The organism is Albidovulum sediminis, from assembly GCF_025380365.1.
Taxonomy (GTDB): domain Bacteria; phylum Pseudomonadota; class Alphaproteobacteria; order Rhodobacterales; family Rhodobacteraceae; genus Albidovulum; species Albidovulum sediminis.
The window spans coordinates 215,367-230,605 of sequence record NZ_JAOCQF010000002.1; the positions used below are offsets into that span (position 1 = coordinate 215,367).

Sequence of the window (15,239 nt, forward strand, 5' to 3'; positions counted from 1 at the left end):
GGGGCCGGTGGCAAGGCGAGGGGATCGCGATGCGCCCCGGTCCGCCCGATTGACCTTGCAGCGGCGGCGTCCTACGCATGGCGCGACTGCGGAGACATTCATCATGACCTTGGCCCAGGGCCGCCCCTATCTTGCCATTCCCGGCCCGTCCGTCATGCCGGACCGGGTGCTTGCCGCGATGCATCGCGCGGCCCCCGACATCTATGCAGGCGCGCTGCACGAGATGACCGCCTCGCTCTACCCCGACCTCAGGGCGGTGGCGCGAACCGCGCATCACGTCGCCATCTACATCGGCAACGGCCATGCCGCCTGGGAGGCGGCGAACTCCAACCTGTTCTCGCGCGGCGACCGTGCGCTGGTGCTGGTGACGGGGCAGTTCGGGACAAGCTGGGCAAGCTCGGTCGAGCGGCTGGGCGTCAGGGTCGACCGTCTCGACTTCGGCCGCCACGCCCCGGCCGACCCGGCACGTCTGGCAGAGGCGCTGCGGGCCGACAGAGGCCATGAGATCAGGGCGGTGCTGGTCACCCATGTCGACACCGCGAGCACCGCCAGGAACGATGTCGCCGCGATCCGTGCGGCCATCGACGCCGCGGGGCACCCCGCACTTCTGGCGGTCGACTGCATCGCCTCGCTGGCCTGCGATCCCTTCGAGATGGACGCCTGGGGGGTCGATGTGATGGTGGGCGCCTCGCAGAAGGGGCTGATGACGCCGCCGGGTCTGGGGTTCGTCTGGTTCAACGAGCGGGCGCGGGATCGCTGCAAGGGGTCCGATCTGCGCACGCCCTACTGGGACTGGACCCCCCGCGCCTTTGCCGAGGAATACTGGCAGCAGTTCTGCGGCACCGCGCCGACGCATCACCTGTACGGTCTGCGCGAGGCGTTGAACATGCTTCTGCACGAGGAAGGGCTGGAAGCCGTCTGGGCACGTCATGCCGTTCTGGCGCGGGCAGTCTGGGCGGCGGTCACGGCCTGGGGGCAGGGGGGTGACATCGCGCTGAACATCGCGGATCCCGTGGCGCGGGGGCACTCGGTCACCTCGGTGCGCGTCGGCGGGGCAGCGGAGCGCCTGCGCCAGTGGTGCGCGCGGGAGGCGGGGGTCACCCTGGGCATCGGTCTGGGGATGGAAAGCGCCGACGACTGGCTCCGCATCGCCCACATGGGGCATGTCAACGCGCACATGACGCTAGGCGCGCTTTCGGTGATCGAGGCGGGGATGCGGGCGCTGGGCATAGCGCGCGGGCCGGGCGCGCTCGATGCGGCGGCGGCGGTCATCGCGGCAGGCTGAAGGCCGGGGCGCTGCCCCGGACCCCGGAGTATTTCGGCCAGAATGAAGGGGCGGTCAGCCCCAGTCGTGGAAGATGAACCAGGCCCCGGCGGCGATCAGCGCGAAGCCCGCGCCGTGCTGCCAGGTGATCCGTTCGCCGAGGTAAGCCCAGGAAAAGACCGCAAAGACGGAGAGCGAGATCACCTCCTGGATGGTCTTGAGCTGGGCGGCGGTGAAGGTGCCGTGGCCCCAGCGATTGGCCGGCACCTGGAGCGTGTATTCGAAGAAGGCGATGCCCCAGCTGATGAGGATCACGGTCAGGAGGGGCGCGGCCTTGAACTTCAGATGCCCGTACCAGGCGAAGGTCATGAAGACGTTCGAGGCGACCAGGAGGCCGATGGTCAGAAGCGGAACGGGGAGGATGGAGACGGGGCTTGGCATGGCGGACTCGCTGAGGGACGGCCGCTTTTGGCTAGCGTGCCGCCAAAGCGCGGACAAGGGTTGCCGTAAGCTTCGCGAGTGGCATCGGTAGCCCGAAATATTCAATAATTCAGTTTGCAGATATGTGTCTGCCAAGTGTTTGCAAATTTACTTGATTGTCCTTTGTGGTTGCGAAGTTCCCCTCTATGGTGCGCGCCACCGCTGGCCACTGCAACCGCTTGGGGGGATCATGAAGGACATTCTGACAGAACTCGAGGCACGCCGTGCCACGGCGCGCATGGGTGGCGGGCAGCGCCGGATCGACGCCCAGCATGCGCGCGGCAAGCTGACTGCGCGCGAACGCATCGAACTCCTGCTGGATGAGGGGAGCTTCGAGGAGTTCGACATGTTTGTCGCCCACCGCTGCACCGATTTCGGCATGGAGGCCGACCGCCCCTCTGGTGACGGAGTGGTGACCGGATGGGGGACGATCAACGGCCGCATGGTCTACGTCTTCTCGCAGGACTTCACCGTCTTCGGTGGATCTCTGTCCGAGACGCACGCCCAGAAGATCTGCAAGATCATGGACATGGCGGTGCAGAACGGGGCGCCGGTAATCGGCCTGAACGATTCTGGCGGCGCGCGCATCCAGGAGGGTGTGGCGAGCCTCGCCGGTTATGCCGATGTCTTCCAGCGCAACATCATGGCCTCGGGCGTGGTGCCGCAGATCTCCGTCATCATGGGGCCCTGCGCCGGGGGGGCGGTCTATTCGCCGGCGATGACCGACTTCATCTTCATGGTGAAGGACACGTCCTACATGTTCGTCACCGGACCCGATGTCGTGAAAACGGTCACGAACGAGATCGTGACGGCGGAGGAACTGGGCGGCGCCTCGACCCATACCCGCAAATCCTCGGTGGCTGACGGGGCCTTCGAGAACGATGTCGAGGCGCTGGTCGAAGTGCGCCGGCTGTTCGATTTCCTGCCGCTCAACAACCGGGAGAAGGCGCCGGTGCGGCCCTTCTTCGACGATCCCGCGCGGGTCGAGAAGAGCCTCGACACGTTGATCCCCGACAACCCGAACCAGCCCTACGACATGAAGGAACTGATCCTGAAGGTCGCGGACGAGGGGGATTTCTACGAGATCCAGAAGGACTATGCCGCAAACATCATCACCGGCTTCATCCGCATCGAGGGGCAGACCGTCGGCGTGGTCGCGAACCAGCCGATGGTGCTGGCCGGGTGCCTCGACATCGACTCGTCCCGCAAGGCGGCGCGCTTCGTCCGCTTCTGCGATGCGTTCGAGATCCCGATCCTGACCTTCGTCGACGTGCCGGGTTTCCTGCCGGGGACGGGGCAGGAATATGGTGGCGTCATCAAGCACGGCGCGAAACTGCTCTTCGCCTATGGCGAGGCGACGGTGCCGAAGGTCACCGTCATCACCCGCAAGGCCTACGGCGGCGCCTATGACGTGATGGCCTCCAAGCACCTGCGCGGCGATTTCAACTATGCCTGGCCCACCGCCGAGATTGCGGTGATGGGTGCGAAAGGCGCGGTCGAGATCCTCTATCGCTCCGAACTGGCCGACCGGGACAGGATTGCGGAGCGGACGAAGAACTACGAGGACCGCTTTGCCAATCCCTTTGTCGCCGCCGAGAAGGGCTTCATCGACGAGGTGATCATGCCGCATTCGACCCGCCGTCGGGTGGCGCGCGCATTTGCCTCGCTTCGCACCAAGAAGCTGTCGAACCCCTGGAAGAAGCACGACAACATTCCGCTGTGATCCGGAAACGGGGGGAGGGTGCGATGACGGGGGAGACGTGCCGGCGGGTCGGCCGAGGATGGCGGCAGGCGCGGATGGTCCTGATGTGGGCGGCAATGGCCGCGACGGTGATGACGCGGTCCGGCAGCGATGCGCGCGCCGAAGAAACGCTCACCCTGCCCTCGGGCATGGTCGTGTCCTATCTCGACACCATCCACAGCGCCCCCGGTCCCGAGGGGCTGACCATCCGGTTCCGCTTTGTCGCCGCCGATCTGGCCTTGCGGCCCGCGGACGAAGCGACGCTGGCCGACATGACCTGGCTTTGCGAGACCTATGCCCTGCCGCGGCTTGCCTCCACCGGGCCTGTGCCGGAGCAGGTGATCATCACGCTTGCGGATCGTCCCGTGGAGTTCGGAACCGCCGACCCCGAGGCTACGCAATATTTCGAGGCATTCCGCCCCGAGGGCGAGACCTGCGAATGGGAGGTATTCTGATGCGCCCCGAAAACAAGCGGAAATCCGCCAGTTGCGGTGATGCAGTGACGTCACATTCGCGTTTCTTGGGCGTGAAGCCATGGGCAGGCCCAGAGCTTTCGGCTAGTTTGGCGGTGGATCGCAGCAATGTGACCGAAGCAACCAAACCAGAACATGTGGCGGTGGACGCATTCACTCCAACCGCCGAGAGCAGGAGCAAGTTATGTCGAAGAAAGCGCTTCTCGCCGTTGCCCTCGTCGCCTTCGTGGCGGCCTGCGCAGCCAAGGAAGAAACCGTCGTCGTCGAGGATCCGGTTTCGACCGAGCCGACCTTCACCGGCAAGTACGGCAACTAAGTCGATCGGGCAGGCCGGGTTTGCAAGCTCCCGGCCTGCCTGTCCCGCTGGCGCTTCGCCGGCGTCAAAGGTTGCCAGCCAAGGCTGGCATCTGTACCCTGTCCCCCTCGAAATCACAAAAACGTGCGTAGAGGGGAGTGACACATGCTACAGAAGCCGCTTGCAGTCGGTCTTTGCCTTGTCGCCATGCTTGCCGCATGCCAGAAGGCGCCCGAGCCGATTACACCGCAACCGATCTACGACAAGTACGGCGGAGTCATCGGCTGCGAGGGTGGCACCTTTGTGCCCGGCTCTGCCGAGATGCCGTGCCTGCCGCCCCCTGACGAATGCGACCCGCAGTCGACCGCCATGCCCTGCCCGCCGCCCGACGATGGGCGTGATCCGAACGACTCCTCGGTTCCCGGCGGTCAGCCCGGCACTTCCCCGACCGCGCCCTGACGGAAGCGGCGGGCTCGGGCTTCACGGTCGCGCCTTCGGTCAAGGGGGCGCGCCATGCTGAAGCACCGCGGCTTTCCTGGTCGCCTGCCGGGCACTGACCATCAGTTCGTAATCCGTCGCGCCAATCCGAAGGGTGCCACGAAACTGGTCGCGCGCGAACGCTTCCGCGACCGCAGCCCTGCCGACCGCCGCGCCGATGCCGGTTTCCTGGCCGCGCTCTGGGACCACTTCGGCACCGAACCTTTCGAACGCGGAAACCTGGATGCCGGACGGCTGTCCTGGCTTTTCGGCCGCGAGGTTGTGGCGGCTGAGGAGAATTTCGACCCCGAAAGCTACGAGGCGCTGCTGCGCATCGATGAGGGCAAGGCGCGCGCGGCTTTCCCCGAGGTGTTCGAGGGGGAGGGTTAGGCATGTTCCCGCTGACCCGTCACGGCTTCCGGCAACCTGCCGCCGACCGGTCACGCCCGTGCGAATTCGTGTTTGCCCAAGGGCGGGATTGCTGGGAAGCTGTCTGCGGGGCGTCCCCCTCCAGCACATCAAGCGCCCCGATTTGCAAGAACCGTTACCCTTCCCCTACCCTCAGACCTGGCCCCTTGCGGGTCAGGTCAACTTTCCTTGGCCGCAGGCTTCGGCGCCTTGTTGCCACGAGGCGGCATCGGGGCGCGGATTCTGCGTGTCAGTGCCGTCTCGTTCCGGTAATATCGCCGCGCATAACAAACCCTTACGGAGGCGGAGCAACATGCAACTTTCAAGGATCATTCTTGGCCTGGCGCTGGTTTCCAGCCTTGCCGGATGTCTTCAGACCGACGGTGAGCGCGCGCTTGCCGGTGCGGCGGCCGGTGCGGTCGTGGCCGACGCGCTTGACACCAACGTGGTCGCCGGCGCGGCCCTTGGCGGTCTGGCGGGCGCAACCTGCGACGACATGGGCGTCTGCTACTGACAGAGCGAACCACGCCGTAAGCCGGCGGAAGGATGCGGGCCGGTCCGGCCGGCCCGCATCGCGTCTTTCCTCAGAAGTTGAACTGGACGGAGGCCTGAAGGCGGCTCGCGTCCGCCGAAGTGCCGTCGAACAGCTCACGCTCGCCGTAGATGTATTCGAGCCCGGTGCGCACCTTGGCCGTCGGTTTCCAGAACAGGCTGGCGTGAACCGTGGTCAAGTTCTCGGTGTCGGTCGCGGCGGCGCCCACGTCGATGTCGCGGTAGCCATAGGCCAGGCCGACGTCGAACTTTTCGCCCAGTGCTTGCTTGATACCGACGGTGTAGCCCGTCGACTCGACGGCTTCGTCGCCGATGACATCGGTGCCGCCGAAGACGAAGTAGCTGCCGATGCCTTCACCAGTGGTGACCTGGGCGACGATCTGACCGCCATCCCACGGGGTTACGGCGCCCGACAGGTTCACACCCCAGCCATCCACCGTTCCCGTGGCACCCGTCAGTTCGCGCGAGATCGCGGCCAGGCGGACATGGCCGCCTTCGAAGCCGTAGCGTGCCGCGGCGGTCACTGCGGGCCGTTCATCGCCGCCGAAGCCCTTTGCTTCGTCGGCGGCATCCTCTTCGATCGAGCCGGCGAGGCTGAAGCCGTTGCCGAAGTCGTAGGTGTAGCGCGCCTGGACCTTGCGTGCGAACGGAATGCCCGCAGGACCCTGGAAGTCGAAGGTGTCCGGATAGGCCTCGATCGGCATGAAGTTCGTCCAGGTCTGACCGACCAGGAACCCGTTCAATTGTCCGTAGGCGTGACGCAGGCGGAAGCCGCTGTCGCCGAAGAAGTCGCCTTCGACCTTGGTATTCAGAACGCCGAGGTCGGTTTCGGTAAAGGTCTCGAATCCAAGGCGGGTTTGCCGGGCGTGCGCCGTGAACTCGGAGCCGGTCTCGACGCCGGGCACGATCGAGGCGAGGCCGAAGATGGTGTCGCCAAGGTTGGTGTCGAAGTCCTGGATGAAGTCAGCCTTCGCATAGCCGTAGAAGCGCAGCCGGGTGTTCGGCGCGATCTTGAAGCCCTTGGTGCCGTCACCGTGGATGTCGGCCAGTTGCGCCTCCAGATCGGCGACGCGCTGTTCGAGCGTCTGGGCTGCAGCCGGGGCCGCGAGCCCGAGCGCCATGGCAACCGCCGTGGTCGCCGCTGCGCTCAATCTCATTCCGTTGGTCATGGTATACTCCCCTTTTCACATCGTTGCAGATGCCCCCGCAGGAGAACCCTTAAGACGCGCGCGCGCGAGGGGGGGAGGGGTCACTATTCCATCGCGACGATTGACGATTTGTCGTGGCAAACACCTGTTTTCATGACGAAAATGTGCACGAAATGTGAAGCCGCGGCGGGCCGCGGCAGACTTAAACGCGCCGCCTCACCGGCGGATCACGGAGGAAATCGTTGATGTTCAAGAAGATCCTGATTGCCAACCGGGGCGAGATCGCCTGCCGCGTCATCAAGACCGCGCGCAAGATGGGCATCAAGACGGTCGCCGTCTACTCGGACGCCGACCGCAATGCGCTGCATGTCAGGATGGCGGACGAGGCGGTTCACATCGGCCCGCCGCCCGCGAACCAGTCCTACATCGTCATCGACAAGATCATGGACGCGATCCGCCAGACCGGCGCCGAGGCGGTTCACCCCGGATACGGCTTCCTGTCGGAGAACATGAAGTTCGCCGAGGCGCTCGAGAAAGAGGGCGTGGTCTTCGTCGGACCGCCGTCCCCGGCGATCGAGGCGATGGGCGACAAGATCACCTCCAAGAAGATCGCGATGGAGGCTGGCGTCTCCACCGTTCCGGGTTACATGGGCCTGATCGCCGACGCGGACGAGGCGGTGAAGATCAGCCGCCAGATCGGCTATCCGGTGATGATCAAGGCGAGCGCGGGCGGCGGCGGCAAGGGCATGCGCATCGCCTGGAGCGACGAGGAGGCGCGCGATGGCTTCCAGTCGTCGAAGAACGAAGCCGCGAGCAGCTTTGGCGATGACCGCATCTTCATCGAGAAATTCGTCACCCAGCCGCGCCACATCGAGATTCAGGTGCTGGCCGACAAGCATGGCAACTGCGTCTACCTGCACGAACGCGAATGCTCGATCCAGCGGCGGAACCAGAAGGTGATCGAGGAGGCGCCCTCGCCGTTCCTGGACGAGGCCACGCGGAAAGCGATGGGCGAACAGGCCTGCGCGCTGGCGAAGGCGGTGGGCTACACCAGCGCCGGCACGGTGGAATTCATCGTCGACGGCAACCGCAACTTCTACTTCCTAGAGATGAACACCCGCCTTCAGGTCGAACACCCGGTGACCGAACTCATCACCGGCGTGGACCTGGTGGAGCAGATGATCCGCGTGGCGGGCGGCGAGCCCTTGCCGTTTGCGCAGAGCGACCTCAAGATCAACGGCTGGGCCATCGAAAGCCGCCTTTACGCCGAAGACCCCTACCGCAACTTCCTGCCTTCGATCGGGCGGCTGACCCGCTATCGCCCGCCGGTCGAGGCGGCGACCGCGACCGGGGTCGTGCGAAACGATACCGGCGTCTACGAAGGTGGCGAGATCTCCATGTACTACGATCCGATGATCGCCAAGCTCTGCACCTGGGCGCCGACGCGGGGCGAGGCCATCGAGGGGATGCGCAACGCGCTCGACACCTTCGAGGTCGAGGGGATCGGCCACAACCTGCCCTTCTGCTCCGCCGTGATGGACCATCCGCGCTTCGTCGAGGGGGCGATGACCACCGCTTTCATCGCCGAGGAATTCCCCGAGGGGTTCAACGGCGTGCGGCTTTCCGAGGGGCGACTGCGCAAGGTCGCGGCCTGCGCCGCAGCGATGAACCGGGTGGCCGAGATCCGCCGCACCCGGATCAGCGGGCGGCTTGGCAACCACGAACGCCATGTCGGCGACGACTGGGTGGTGGCGATCCAGGGCGAGGAGATCACGGTCAGGGTGGCCGCGGACCGGGACGGCGCGACGGTGCATTTCGCCGATGGCGCGGCGCATCGCGTCACCTCGGACTGGACGCCGGGCCAGTCGCTCGCGCGGCTGGAGGTCGATGGCGAGCCGGTCGTGCTCAAGGTCGACAAGATCCCCGCGGGCCAGCGCATCCGCACCCGCGGCGCGGACCTGAAGGTCTATGTCCGCACCCCGCGGCAGGCCGAACTCGCCCGCCTGATGCCCGAAAAGCTGCCGCCCGACACGTCGAGGTTCCTGCTTTGCCCGATGCCCGGCCTTGTCGTGAAGATCAGCGTCGAGGAAGGCCAGGAGGTGCAGGAAGGCCAGGCGCTGGCCACGGTCGAGGCGATGAAGATGGAGAACATCCTGCGCGCCGAACGCAAGGGCGTGGTGAAGAAGATCAACGCGAGCGCGGGCGCGAGCCTCAAGGTCGACGACGTGATCATGGAGTTCGAATGATGGATGCCGCCGCCCGCAAGCTGCCCGCGATCTGCGCGCTGTCAGCGGCGGGTGGCTTCCTGCTGTGGCAGGTACTGGCCTTCGTTCGGGCGGGCGTCTTCGAATACCCGCTCGACGATGTCTATATCCACCTCGCCATGGCTGAAGGCATCATGGGCGGGACCTACGGGATCAACCCCGGTGAGCCTGCCTCGGCCGCATCATCGGTGCTTTACCCCCTGCTGCTGCTGCCGTTTCCCGGGACCGCGGTGCAGCGGATGCTGCCGCTTGTATGGAACTTCGCCGCATTGCTCGCGCTCGCGGGTCTTTTCGGCGGGCTGATCGCGCGCAGCGGTGTTTCGCGCGGTTGGGCGCTCTACCTGGCCCTGATCGCGCCTTTCGCGCTCAACATGCCCGGGGTCGCCGCACTGGGGATGGAGCACAGCCTGCACGCGCTGGCGACACTCGTGCTGCTCATCGGCCTCTGGCGCTTCCTGCAGACCGGAGAGATCGGCGCCGCGCTGGTTCTCGGGGCCGTTCTGGGCCCGATGTTCCGGTTCGAGGGCATGGCATTTTCGCTTCTGGCGGCGGCGGTGGTCTTTCTCGGCGGGCGGCGGCGTGCCGGGATCCTCATCGCGCTGGGGGTCGTGATCCCGCAGGTTCTGTTTGCCGCCTTCCTGGTGGTGCAGGGGCTGGACCCGGTGCCAAGTTCCGTGCTGGCCAAATTCGGTGGCCGGCGGGGCGGGTTCAATCCAGCCACACGGTTCATGGCGAATGCGCTTGAGACGGGGGGGGCGGCGATCTTTTCTGCCTTCTTGCTGACGGGTCTGGTCCAGGTGATGCCATGGGTTCGGGCGCACGATCGGCTGCCGGCGATCATGGCAACGGTCTGGATCGCGGTGGCAACGCATCTGTTCCTTGGCACGGTCGGATGGCTGGGGCGGTATGAGCATTACCTGATGGTGATGCTTGGGGCGGTTCTGGTTCTGGCGATGCCGCATGTCGGCCGTGCCGGCCGCGTCGTGGTGATGGCGGCGGCGCTCTGCGCGGCGGTCTATTACACCTACATCGCCGTGGCGAGCTACACCTGGAACCCGCGCGCGATCCACCTCCAGCAGGCCCAGATGGCGCGCCTGGTCGATGAACTTCCGCGGGAGCCGGTGGCCGTCCATGACATTGGCTGGGTCGCCTGGGCGCGCGATGCCCAGGTGCTTGACCTGTGGGGGCTGGCCTCGGCCGAGGCGCGCCGTGCCCGGATGGGCGCAAAGGACGGACAGCCGGAGCCGGAATGGGCCGCAAGGCTGATCCGGGCGCACGGCATTCGCTATGCGATGATCTACGACGACTGGATCGATGACGGGATCGGCCACGACTGGATCCGGGTGGCCGAAGTGGAAATGACCAATCCCAGGGGGAAGATCGGCGGCTATCGGGTTTCGGTCTACGCGACCGACCCCGGCTTTGCGCCGGACCTGCGCGCGGCGATCGAACGCTTTCGCGCCGGCATGCCCGAAGGCGTCCTGGTGCGGAACGTGGGCGGATGACGCCTTCCCCCGGGGCTGAAACGAAGATGGGCCGGACGGCCCGGACGATGCGAAGGAATGACCAGATGACCGACAGACTGAACGAATGGCGCGCGCTGGCGGGGCGGGAGCTGAGGGGCAAGGCGCCCGAGGACCTGACCTGGAACACGCTCGAGGGGCTCGCGGTCAAGCCGCTTTATACCGAGGCCGACACCGCCGGGTTGGGCCACATGGGATCGCTTCCGGGGCTTGCCCCCTTCACCCGCGGGCCGCGCGCGACGATGTATGCCGGCCGCCCCTGGACGATCCGGCAGTATGCGGGCTTTTCCACCGCCGAGGAATCGAACGCCTTCTACCGCAAGAACCTGGCCGCCGGGCAGCAGGGCGTCTCGGTCGCCTTCGACCTGGCGACGCACCGCGGCTATGACAGCGACCACCCCCGCGTGGTGGGCGATGTCGGCAAGGCCGGTGTCGCCATCGACAGCGTCGAGGACATGAAGATCCTCTTCGACGGCATCCCGCTCGACAAGGTTTCGGTCTCGATGACCATGAACGGCGCGGTGATCCCGGTGCTGGCAAGCTTCATCGTCGCGGGCGAGGAACAGGGGGTCAGCCGGTCGCTGCTGTCGGGCACGATCCAGAACGATATCCTGAAGGAATTCATGGTGCGCAACACCTATGTCTATCCGCCCGAACCCTCGATGCGGATCGTCGCAGACATCATCGAATACACCTCGCGCGAGATGCCGAAGTTCAACTCAATCTCGATCTCCGGCTATCACATGCAGGAGGCCGGCGCGAACCTGGTGCAGGAGCTGGCCTATACGCTCGCTGACGGGCGCGAATATGTCCGCGCGGCGATCGCGCGCGGCATGAACGTCGATGACTTCGCCGGGCGGCTGTCGTTCTTCTTCGCCATCGGCATGAACTTCTTCATGGAGGCGGCAAAGCTGCGCGCGGCGCGGCTCCTGTGGCACCGGATCATGGCCGAGTTCGATCCGAAGAAGCCGGAGTCGCTGATGCTGCGCACGCATTGCCAGACCTCGGGCGTCAGTCTGCAGGAACAGGACCCCTACAACAACGTCATCCGCACCGCGTATGAGGCGCTGGCCGCGGTCCTGGGGGGCACACAGTCGCTGCACACCAACGCGCTCGACGAGGCGATGGCGCTGCCGACCGAGTTTTCGGCACGGATCGCGCGCAACACCCAGCTTATCCTGCAGGAGGAAACCGGGATCACCAAGGTCGTCGATCCGCTGGCCGGGTCCTACTACGTCGAAAGTCTGACCGCCGAACTGGCCGAAAAGGCCTGGGCGCTGATCGAGGAAGTCGAGGTGATGGGCGGGATGACCAAAGCCGTCGCCTCGGGCATGCCGAAACTGAGGATCGAGGAGTCTGCCGCGCGCCGGCAGGCGATGATCGACCGGGGCGAGGAGGTCGTCGTCGGCGTGAACAAGTACCGCCCCACGCGCGAGGATCATGTCGAGATCCTCGACGTCGACAACATGAAGGTGCGCGAGGCGCAGGTCGCGCGTCTGGCGGCCATTCGCGCCAGCCGCGACGGCGCTGCCTGCAAGGCCGCCCTTGCCGAGCTTGGCCGCCGTGCGGCGGAGGGCGGCAATCTTCTGGAGGCGGCCGTGGAGGCCGCCCGGGCACGGGCAACAGTAGGAGAGATCAGCATGGCGATGGAAAAGGTCTTCGGCCGTCACCGGGCCGAAGTGAAGACGCTCGCCGGGGTCTATGGCTCCGCCTATGAGGGCGACGAGGGTTTTGCCCAGATACAGAAGGACGTGGAAGCCTTCGCCGGGGAAGAGGGCCGGCGGCCCCGCATGCTGGTCGTCAAGATGGGCCAGGACGGCCACGACCGCGGCGCCAAGGTGATCGCCACGGCCTTCGCCGACATCGGTTTCGACGTCGACGTGGGGCCCTTGTTCCAGACACCCGAGGAGGCGGCGCAGGACGCCGTCGACAACGATGTGCATGTCGTGGGCATCTCCAGCCAGGCCGCGGGCCACAAGACGCTGGCGCCGCAACTGGTGCAGGCGCTGAAGGACAAGGGGGCCGGCGACATCATCGTCATCTGCGGCGGTGTCATCCCGCAGCAGGACTACGATTTCCTGAAGGCCGCCGGGGTGAAGGCGATCTTCGGACCGGGCACCAACATCCCGGCCGCCGCCAAGGACATCCTGACGCTGATCCGCGCGGGCAGGGTCCGGGAAGGCGGCGCATGAGGCCTGAGCCCATGTTGACCTGTGTCATGGTGCCGCGCCGGGGTGCGGGGGGATAAGTCAGGGGGCCTGCATTCGTTCGGGAGAGGTCGCGATGCAAAGGACAGTGTTGGGTTTTGCCCTGACAGTCGCCTTGACGGGCGCCGCTGCGCGTGCCGACGATCTGCGCGACGCGGCCATGTTCCTGTTCGCGCCCCTGCCGTCGACGACCCCCGCGGTCGCGGACAACCCGATCACCCGCGCCAAGATCGACCTTGGCAAGGCGCTGTTCTTCGATCCCCGGCTGTCCGCCTCAGGCGTCTTCTCGTGCAGTTCGTGCCACAATCTTGCGACGGGCGGTGACGACAACATCGAGACCTCGATCGGGCACGGCTGGCAGAAGGGGCCGCGCAACACGCCGACGGTCCTGAACTCGGTCCTGAACGAGGCGCAGTTCTGGGACGGCCGGGCCGAGGATCTGAAGGCACAGGCCAAGACGCCCGTGCAGGCGGGCGGGCAGATGGCCAACACGCCCGAAAATGTCGTCACGACCCTGCGCTCCATGCCGGCCTACGTGGAATGGTTCAGGGGGGCGTTTCCCGACGACGCCGACCCGGTCAGCTTCGACAACATGGCAAGGGCGCTTGAAGCCTTCGAGGCGACGCTGATCACGCCCGCCCCCTTCGACGCGTGGCTGAACGGTGACGAAGGGGCGCTTTCGGCCGATGCCAGGGCGGGATTGACCCTGTTCATCGAGAAGGGATGCGCGTCCTGCCACAAGGGCGTCAATGTCGGGGGGCACGGCTACTATCCCTTCGGACTGGTGGAAAACCCCGGTGCGGATCTTCTGCCGGCCGGCGACAAGGGCCGCTTTGCCGTCACCTCGACGGCGATCGACGAATACTTCTTCCGCGCCGCCCCCCTGCGCAACATCGCGGTGACGGCGCCCTACTTCCACTCCGGCAAGGTCTGGGATCTGAAGGTCGCGGTGGAGATCATGGCCGAGTCGCAACTGGGCGAGGAGCTGAAGGGGCGGGAAGCGCAGCAGATCGTCGCCTTCCTGGAAAGCCTGACCGGCACCCTGCCGCCGGTCGCGGTGCCGGTTCTCCCGGCCGAGACATCAGCGACGCCAAGGCCGACCGCCGAGGTCATGGGCAAATAGGATGGTGCGGCGGCCGGCTTGGCACGGCCGCCGCCCGCTTCATGCCGGCTCGGCGGCGTCAGCCCGTGCCGATGACGCCATCCGCAGCACCGTATAGCCAAGAACCGCGGAAATGGCAGAAGCGGTCAACACGCCGATGCGGACGGCGTTCATCTGGGTGATGTCGTCGAAGCTCAAGCCTCCGATGAATAGCGACATGGTAAATCCGATGCCGGCGAGGCAGGACAGGCCGTAGACATGCGCCCAGCCTACCCCATGGGGAAGGCGCGCCCAGTTCGCCCGCACCAGAAGCCAGGTCATGCCGAAGACGCCCAGTTGCTTGCCGATGATGAGGCCGGCCGCGATGCCGAGCGGCAGGGGCTGGAACAGGTCGGTCAGGCTGAGCCCCTGAAGCAGGACGCCGGCGTTGGCGAAGGCGAAGATCGGCACGATCAGGAAGTTGACGTAGGGCGTCAGCGCATGTTCGAGCGCGTGCAGGGGCGACTTGCCATAGCGGTCCTTGAGCGGAATGAAGAACGCGGCCACCACACCTGCCAGCGTCGCATGCACCCCGGACTTGAGCACCAGCACCCAGAGCAGCGTCGCCAGCAGGACGAAGGGGGCGATCCGGTGCACGCCCGCGCGGTTCAGCGCGAAAAGCAGCGCCAGAGGCACGAGCGCCCAGGCCAGATAGTCCACATGAAGTTCGCGCGTGTAGAAGAGCGCGATGATGATGATCGCGCCAAGGTCGTCGAGGATGGCGAGCGTCAGCAGGAAGATCTTGAGACTGACCGGCGCGCGCTTGCCGACAAGCGCCAGCACGCCCACCGCGAAGGCGATGTCCGTCGCGGCGGGAATGGCCCATCCGCCCGCCGTCAGGGGATCGGTGGCGTTGAAGGCCAGGTAGATGAGTGCGGGCACGACCATCCCGCCGACCGCAGCGGCCCCGGGCAACATCACGTCGCGGGGGTTCTTCAGCTTGCCCTCGACCATCTCGCGCTTCAGTTCCAGACCGATGAGGAAGAAGAAGATCGCCATCAGGCCGTCGTTGATCCACAGGATCAGCGGCTTGGACAGGCCCTGGCCGTCGAGAAGGATCGAGAATGTCCTTTCCAGTCCCGCGTAATAGCCGGCGCTGAAGGCCGAGTTGGCCGCGTAAAGCGCCAGAATCGCCGACGCCATCAGAAGCACGCCGGGTGCTGCGTCGTGGCGATAGAATCGGTGCAGGGCATTGACCAGAGGCATGAATCTTCCTGTCCTTTTTCGTGTTCGGTCTGAAATGGGGCAAAGTGGCGGTGTTTCAAC

At 65.9% G+C, this 15,239-nt stretch carries 14 protein-coding genes; 11 read left to right on the forward strand and 3 right to left on the reverse strand.

The window, feature by feature from the left end; translation table 11 throughout:
- Positions 1 to 103 precede the first annotated feature (103 nt).
- On the forward strand, positions 104 to 1,285 hold the full coding sequence (locus tag N5I32_RS12690) for a pyridoxal-phosphate-dependent aminotransferase family protein (RefSeq protein ID WP_261496245.1): 1,182 nt from the start codon (positions 104 to 106) through the stop codon (positions 1,283 to 1,285).
- A gap of 54 nt (positions 1,286 to 1,339) precedes the next feature.
- On the opposite strand, the gene N5I32_RS12695 is transcribed toward N5I32_RS12690, so the two are convergent.
- On the reverse strand, positions 1,340 to 1,705 hold the full coding sequence (locus tag N5I32_RS12695) for a DMT family protein (RefSeq protein WP_261496246.1): 366 nt from the start codon (positions 1,703 to 1,705) through the stop codon (positions 1,340 to 1,342).
- Positions 1,706 to 1,934: 229 nt separating this feature from the next.
- Between N5I32_RS12695 and N5I32_RS12700 the strand changes: the two genes are divergently transcribed.
- From N5I32_RS12700 to N5I32_RS12725, 6 genes are all read left to right on the forward strand, one after another.
- Positions 1,935 to 3,467: an acyl-CoA carboxylase subunit beta gene (locus N5I32_RS12700; RefSeq protein ID WP_261496247.1), complete on the forward strand. Its 1,533-nt coding sequence runs from the start codon at positions 1,935 to 1,937 to the stop codon at positions 3,465 to 3,467.
- 23 nt (positions 3,468 to 3,490) lie between these two features.
- Positions 3,491 to 3,940, forward strand: a complete 450-nt coding sequence (locus tag N5I32_RS12705; protein ID WP_261496248.1) for a DUF6497 family protein — start codon at positions 3,491 to 3,493, stop codon at positions 3,938 to 3,940.
- Between the two features lie 202 nt (positions 3,941 to 4,142).
- Entirely contained in the window at positions 4,143 to 4,274 is a 132-nt protein-coding gene (locus N5I32_RS12710; protein ID WP_261496249.1) for a hypothetical protein, read from the forward strand.
- Between the two features lie 144 nt (positions 4,275 to 4,418).
- Positions 4,419 to 4,712 carry a hypothetical protein gene (locus tag N5I32_RS12715; RefSeq protein ID WP_261496250.1) on the forward strand — a complete coding sequence of 98 codons (294 nt, stop codon included), beginning with the start codon at positions 4,419 to 4,421 and terminating at the stop codon, positions 4,710 to 4,712.
- Positions 4,713 to 4,766: 54 nt separating this feature from the next.
- Positions 4,767 to 5,120 carry a hypothetical protein gene (locus N5I32_RS12720; RefSeq protein ID WP_261496251.1) on the forward strand — a complete coding sequence of 118 codons (354 nt, stop codon included), beginning with the start codon at positions 4,767 to 4,769 and terminating at the stop codon, positions 5,118 to 5,120.
- A gap of 331 nt (positions 5,121 to 5,451) precedes the next feature.
- The gene (locus N5I32_RS12725) at positions 5,452 to 5,652 is read left to right on the forward strand and encodes a hypothetical protein (RefSeq protein WP_261496252.1); all 201 of its coding nucleotides are present in this window, start codon (positions 5,452 to 5,454) and stop codon (positions 5,650 to 5,652) included.
- A 70-nt stretch (positions 5,653 to 5,722) separates the two neighbouring features.
- On the opposite strand, the gene N5I32_RS12730 is transcribed toward N5I32_RS12725, so the two are convergent.
- Positions 5,723 to 6,859: a DcaP family trimeric outer membrane transporter gene (locus N5I32_RS12730; protein WP_261496253.1), complete on the reverse strand. Its 1,137-nt coding sequence runs from the start codon at positions 6,857 to 6,859 to the stop codon at positions 5,723 to 5,725.
- Positions 6,860 to 7,083: 224 nt separating this feature from the next.
- Between N5I32_RS12730 and N5I32_RS12735 the strand changes: the two genes are divergently transcribed.
- From N5I32_RS12735 to N5I32_RS12750, 4 genes are all read left to right on the forward strand, one after another.
- Entirely contained in the window at positions 7,084 to 9,084 is a 2,001-nt protein-coding gene (locus N5I32_RS12735) for an acetyl-CoA carboxylase biotin carboxylase subunit (protein WP_261496254.1), read from the forward strand.
- Positions 9,081 to 10,607 carry a DUF8728 domain-containing protein gene (locus N5I32_RS12740; RefSeq protein ID WP_261496255.1) on the forward strand — a complete coding sequence of 509 codons (1,527 nt, stop codon included), beginning with the start codon at positions 9,081 to 9,083 and terminating at the stop codon, positions 10,605 to 10,607. The genes N5I32_RS12735 and N5I32_RS12740 overlap by 4 nt, the downstream gene beginning before the upstream one ends.
- Before the next feature lie 65 nt (positions 10,608 to 10,672).
- Positions 10,673 to 12,817 carry a methylmalonyl-CoA mutase gene (gene scpA / locus N5I32_RS12745; RefSeq protein WP_261496256.1) on the forward strand — a complete coding sequence of 715 codons (2,145 nt, stop codon included), beginning with the start codon at positions 10,673 to 10,675 and terminating at the stop codon, positions 12,815 to 12,817.
- Positions 12,818 to 12,908: 91 nt separating this feature from the next.
- The gene (locus N5I32_RS12750; protein ID WP_261496257.1) at positions 12,909 to 13,955 is read left to right on the forward strand and encodes a cytochrome-c peroxidase; all 1,047 of its coding nucleotides are present in this window, start codon (positions 12,909 to 12,911) and stop codon (positions 13,953 to 13,955) included.
- 39 nt (positions 13,956 to 13,994) lie between these two features.
- Here N5I32_RS12750 and nhaA read toward each other — a convergent pair whose 3' ends face one another.
- On the reverse strand, positions 13,995 to 15,179 hold the full coding sequence (gene nhaA / locus N5I32_RS12755) for a Na+/H+ antiporter NhaA (protein ID WP_261496258.1): 1,185 nt from the start codon (positions 15,177 to 15,179) through the stop codon (positions 13,995 to 13,997).
- Positions 15,180 to 15,239 lie beyond the last annotated feature (60 nt).

Excerpts from the sequence above, each read along its gene's own strand:
- N5I32_RS12690 (WP_261496245.1), top strand. The coding sequence starts at position 104 with ATGACCTTGGCCCAGGGCCGCCCCTATCTTGCCATTCCCGGCCCGTCC.
- N5I32_RS12695 (WP_261496246.1), bottom strand. The coding sequence starts at position 1,705 with ATGCCAAGCCCCGTCTCCATCCTCCCCGTTCCGCTTCTGACCATCGGC.
- N5I32_RS12700 (WP_261496247.1), top strand. The coding sequence starts at position 1,935 with ATGAAGGACATTCTGACAGAACTCGAGGCACGCCGTGCCACGGCGCGC.
- N5I32_RS12705 (WP_261496248.1), top strand. The coding sequence starts at position 3,491 with ATGACGGGGGAGACGTGCCGGCGGGTCGGCCGAGGATGGCGGCAGGCG.
- N5I32_RS12710 (WP_261496249.1), top strand. The coding sequence starts at position 4,143 with ATGTCGAAGAAAGCGCTTCTCGCCGTTGCCCTCGTCGCCTTCGTGGCG.
- N5I32_RS12715 (WP_261496250.1), top strand. The coding sequence starts at position 4,419 with ATGCTACAGAAGCCGCTTGCAGTCGGTCTTTGCCTTGTCGCCATGCTT.
- N5I32_RS12720 (WP_261496251.1), top strand. The coding sequence starts at position 4,767 with ATGCTGAAGCACCGCGGCTTTCCTGGTCGCCTGCCGGGCACTGACCAT.
- N5I32_RS12725 (WP_261496252.1), top strand. The coding sequence starts at position 5,452 with ATGCAACTTTCAAGGATCATTCTTGGCCTGGCGCTGGTTTCCAGCCTT.
- N5I32_RS12730 (WP_261496253.1), bottom strand. The coding sequence starts at position 6,859 with ATGACCAACGGAATGAGATTGAGCGCAGCGGCGACCACGGCGGTTGCC.
- N5I32_RS12735 (WP_261496254.1), top strand. The coding sequence starts at position 7,084 with ATGTTCAAGAAGATCCTGATTGCCAACCGGGGCGAGATCGCCTGCCGC.
- N5I32_RS12740 (WP_261496255.1), top strand. The coding sequence starts at position 9,081 with ATGATGGATGCCGCCGCCCGCAAGCTGCCCGCGATCTGCGCGCTGTCA.
- scpA (WP_261496256.1), top strand. The coding sequence starts at position 10,673 with ATGACCGACAGACTGAACGAATGGCGCGCGCTGGCGGGGCGGGAGCTG.
- N5I32_RS12750 (WP_261496257.1), top strand. The coding sequence starts at position 12,909 with ATGCAAAGGACAGTGTTGGGTTTTGCCCTGACAGTCGCCTTGACGGGC.
- nhaA (WP_261496258.1), bottom strand. The coding sequence starts at position 15,179 with ATGCCTCTGGTCAATGCCCTGCACCGATTCTATCGCCACGACGCAGCA.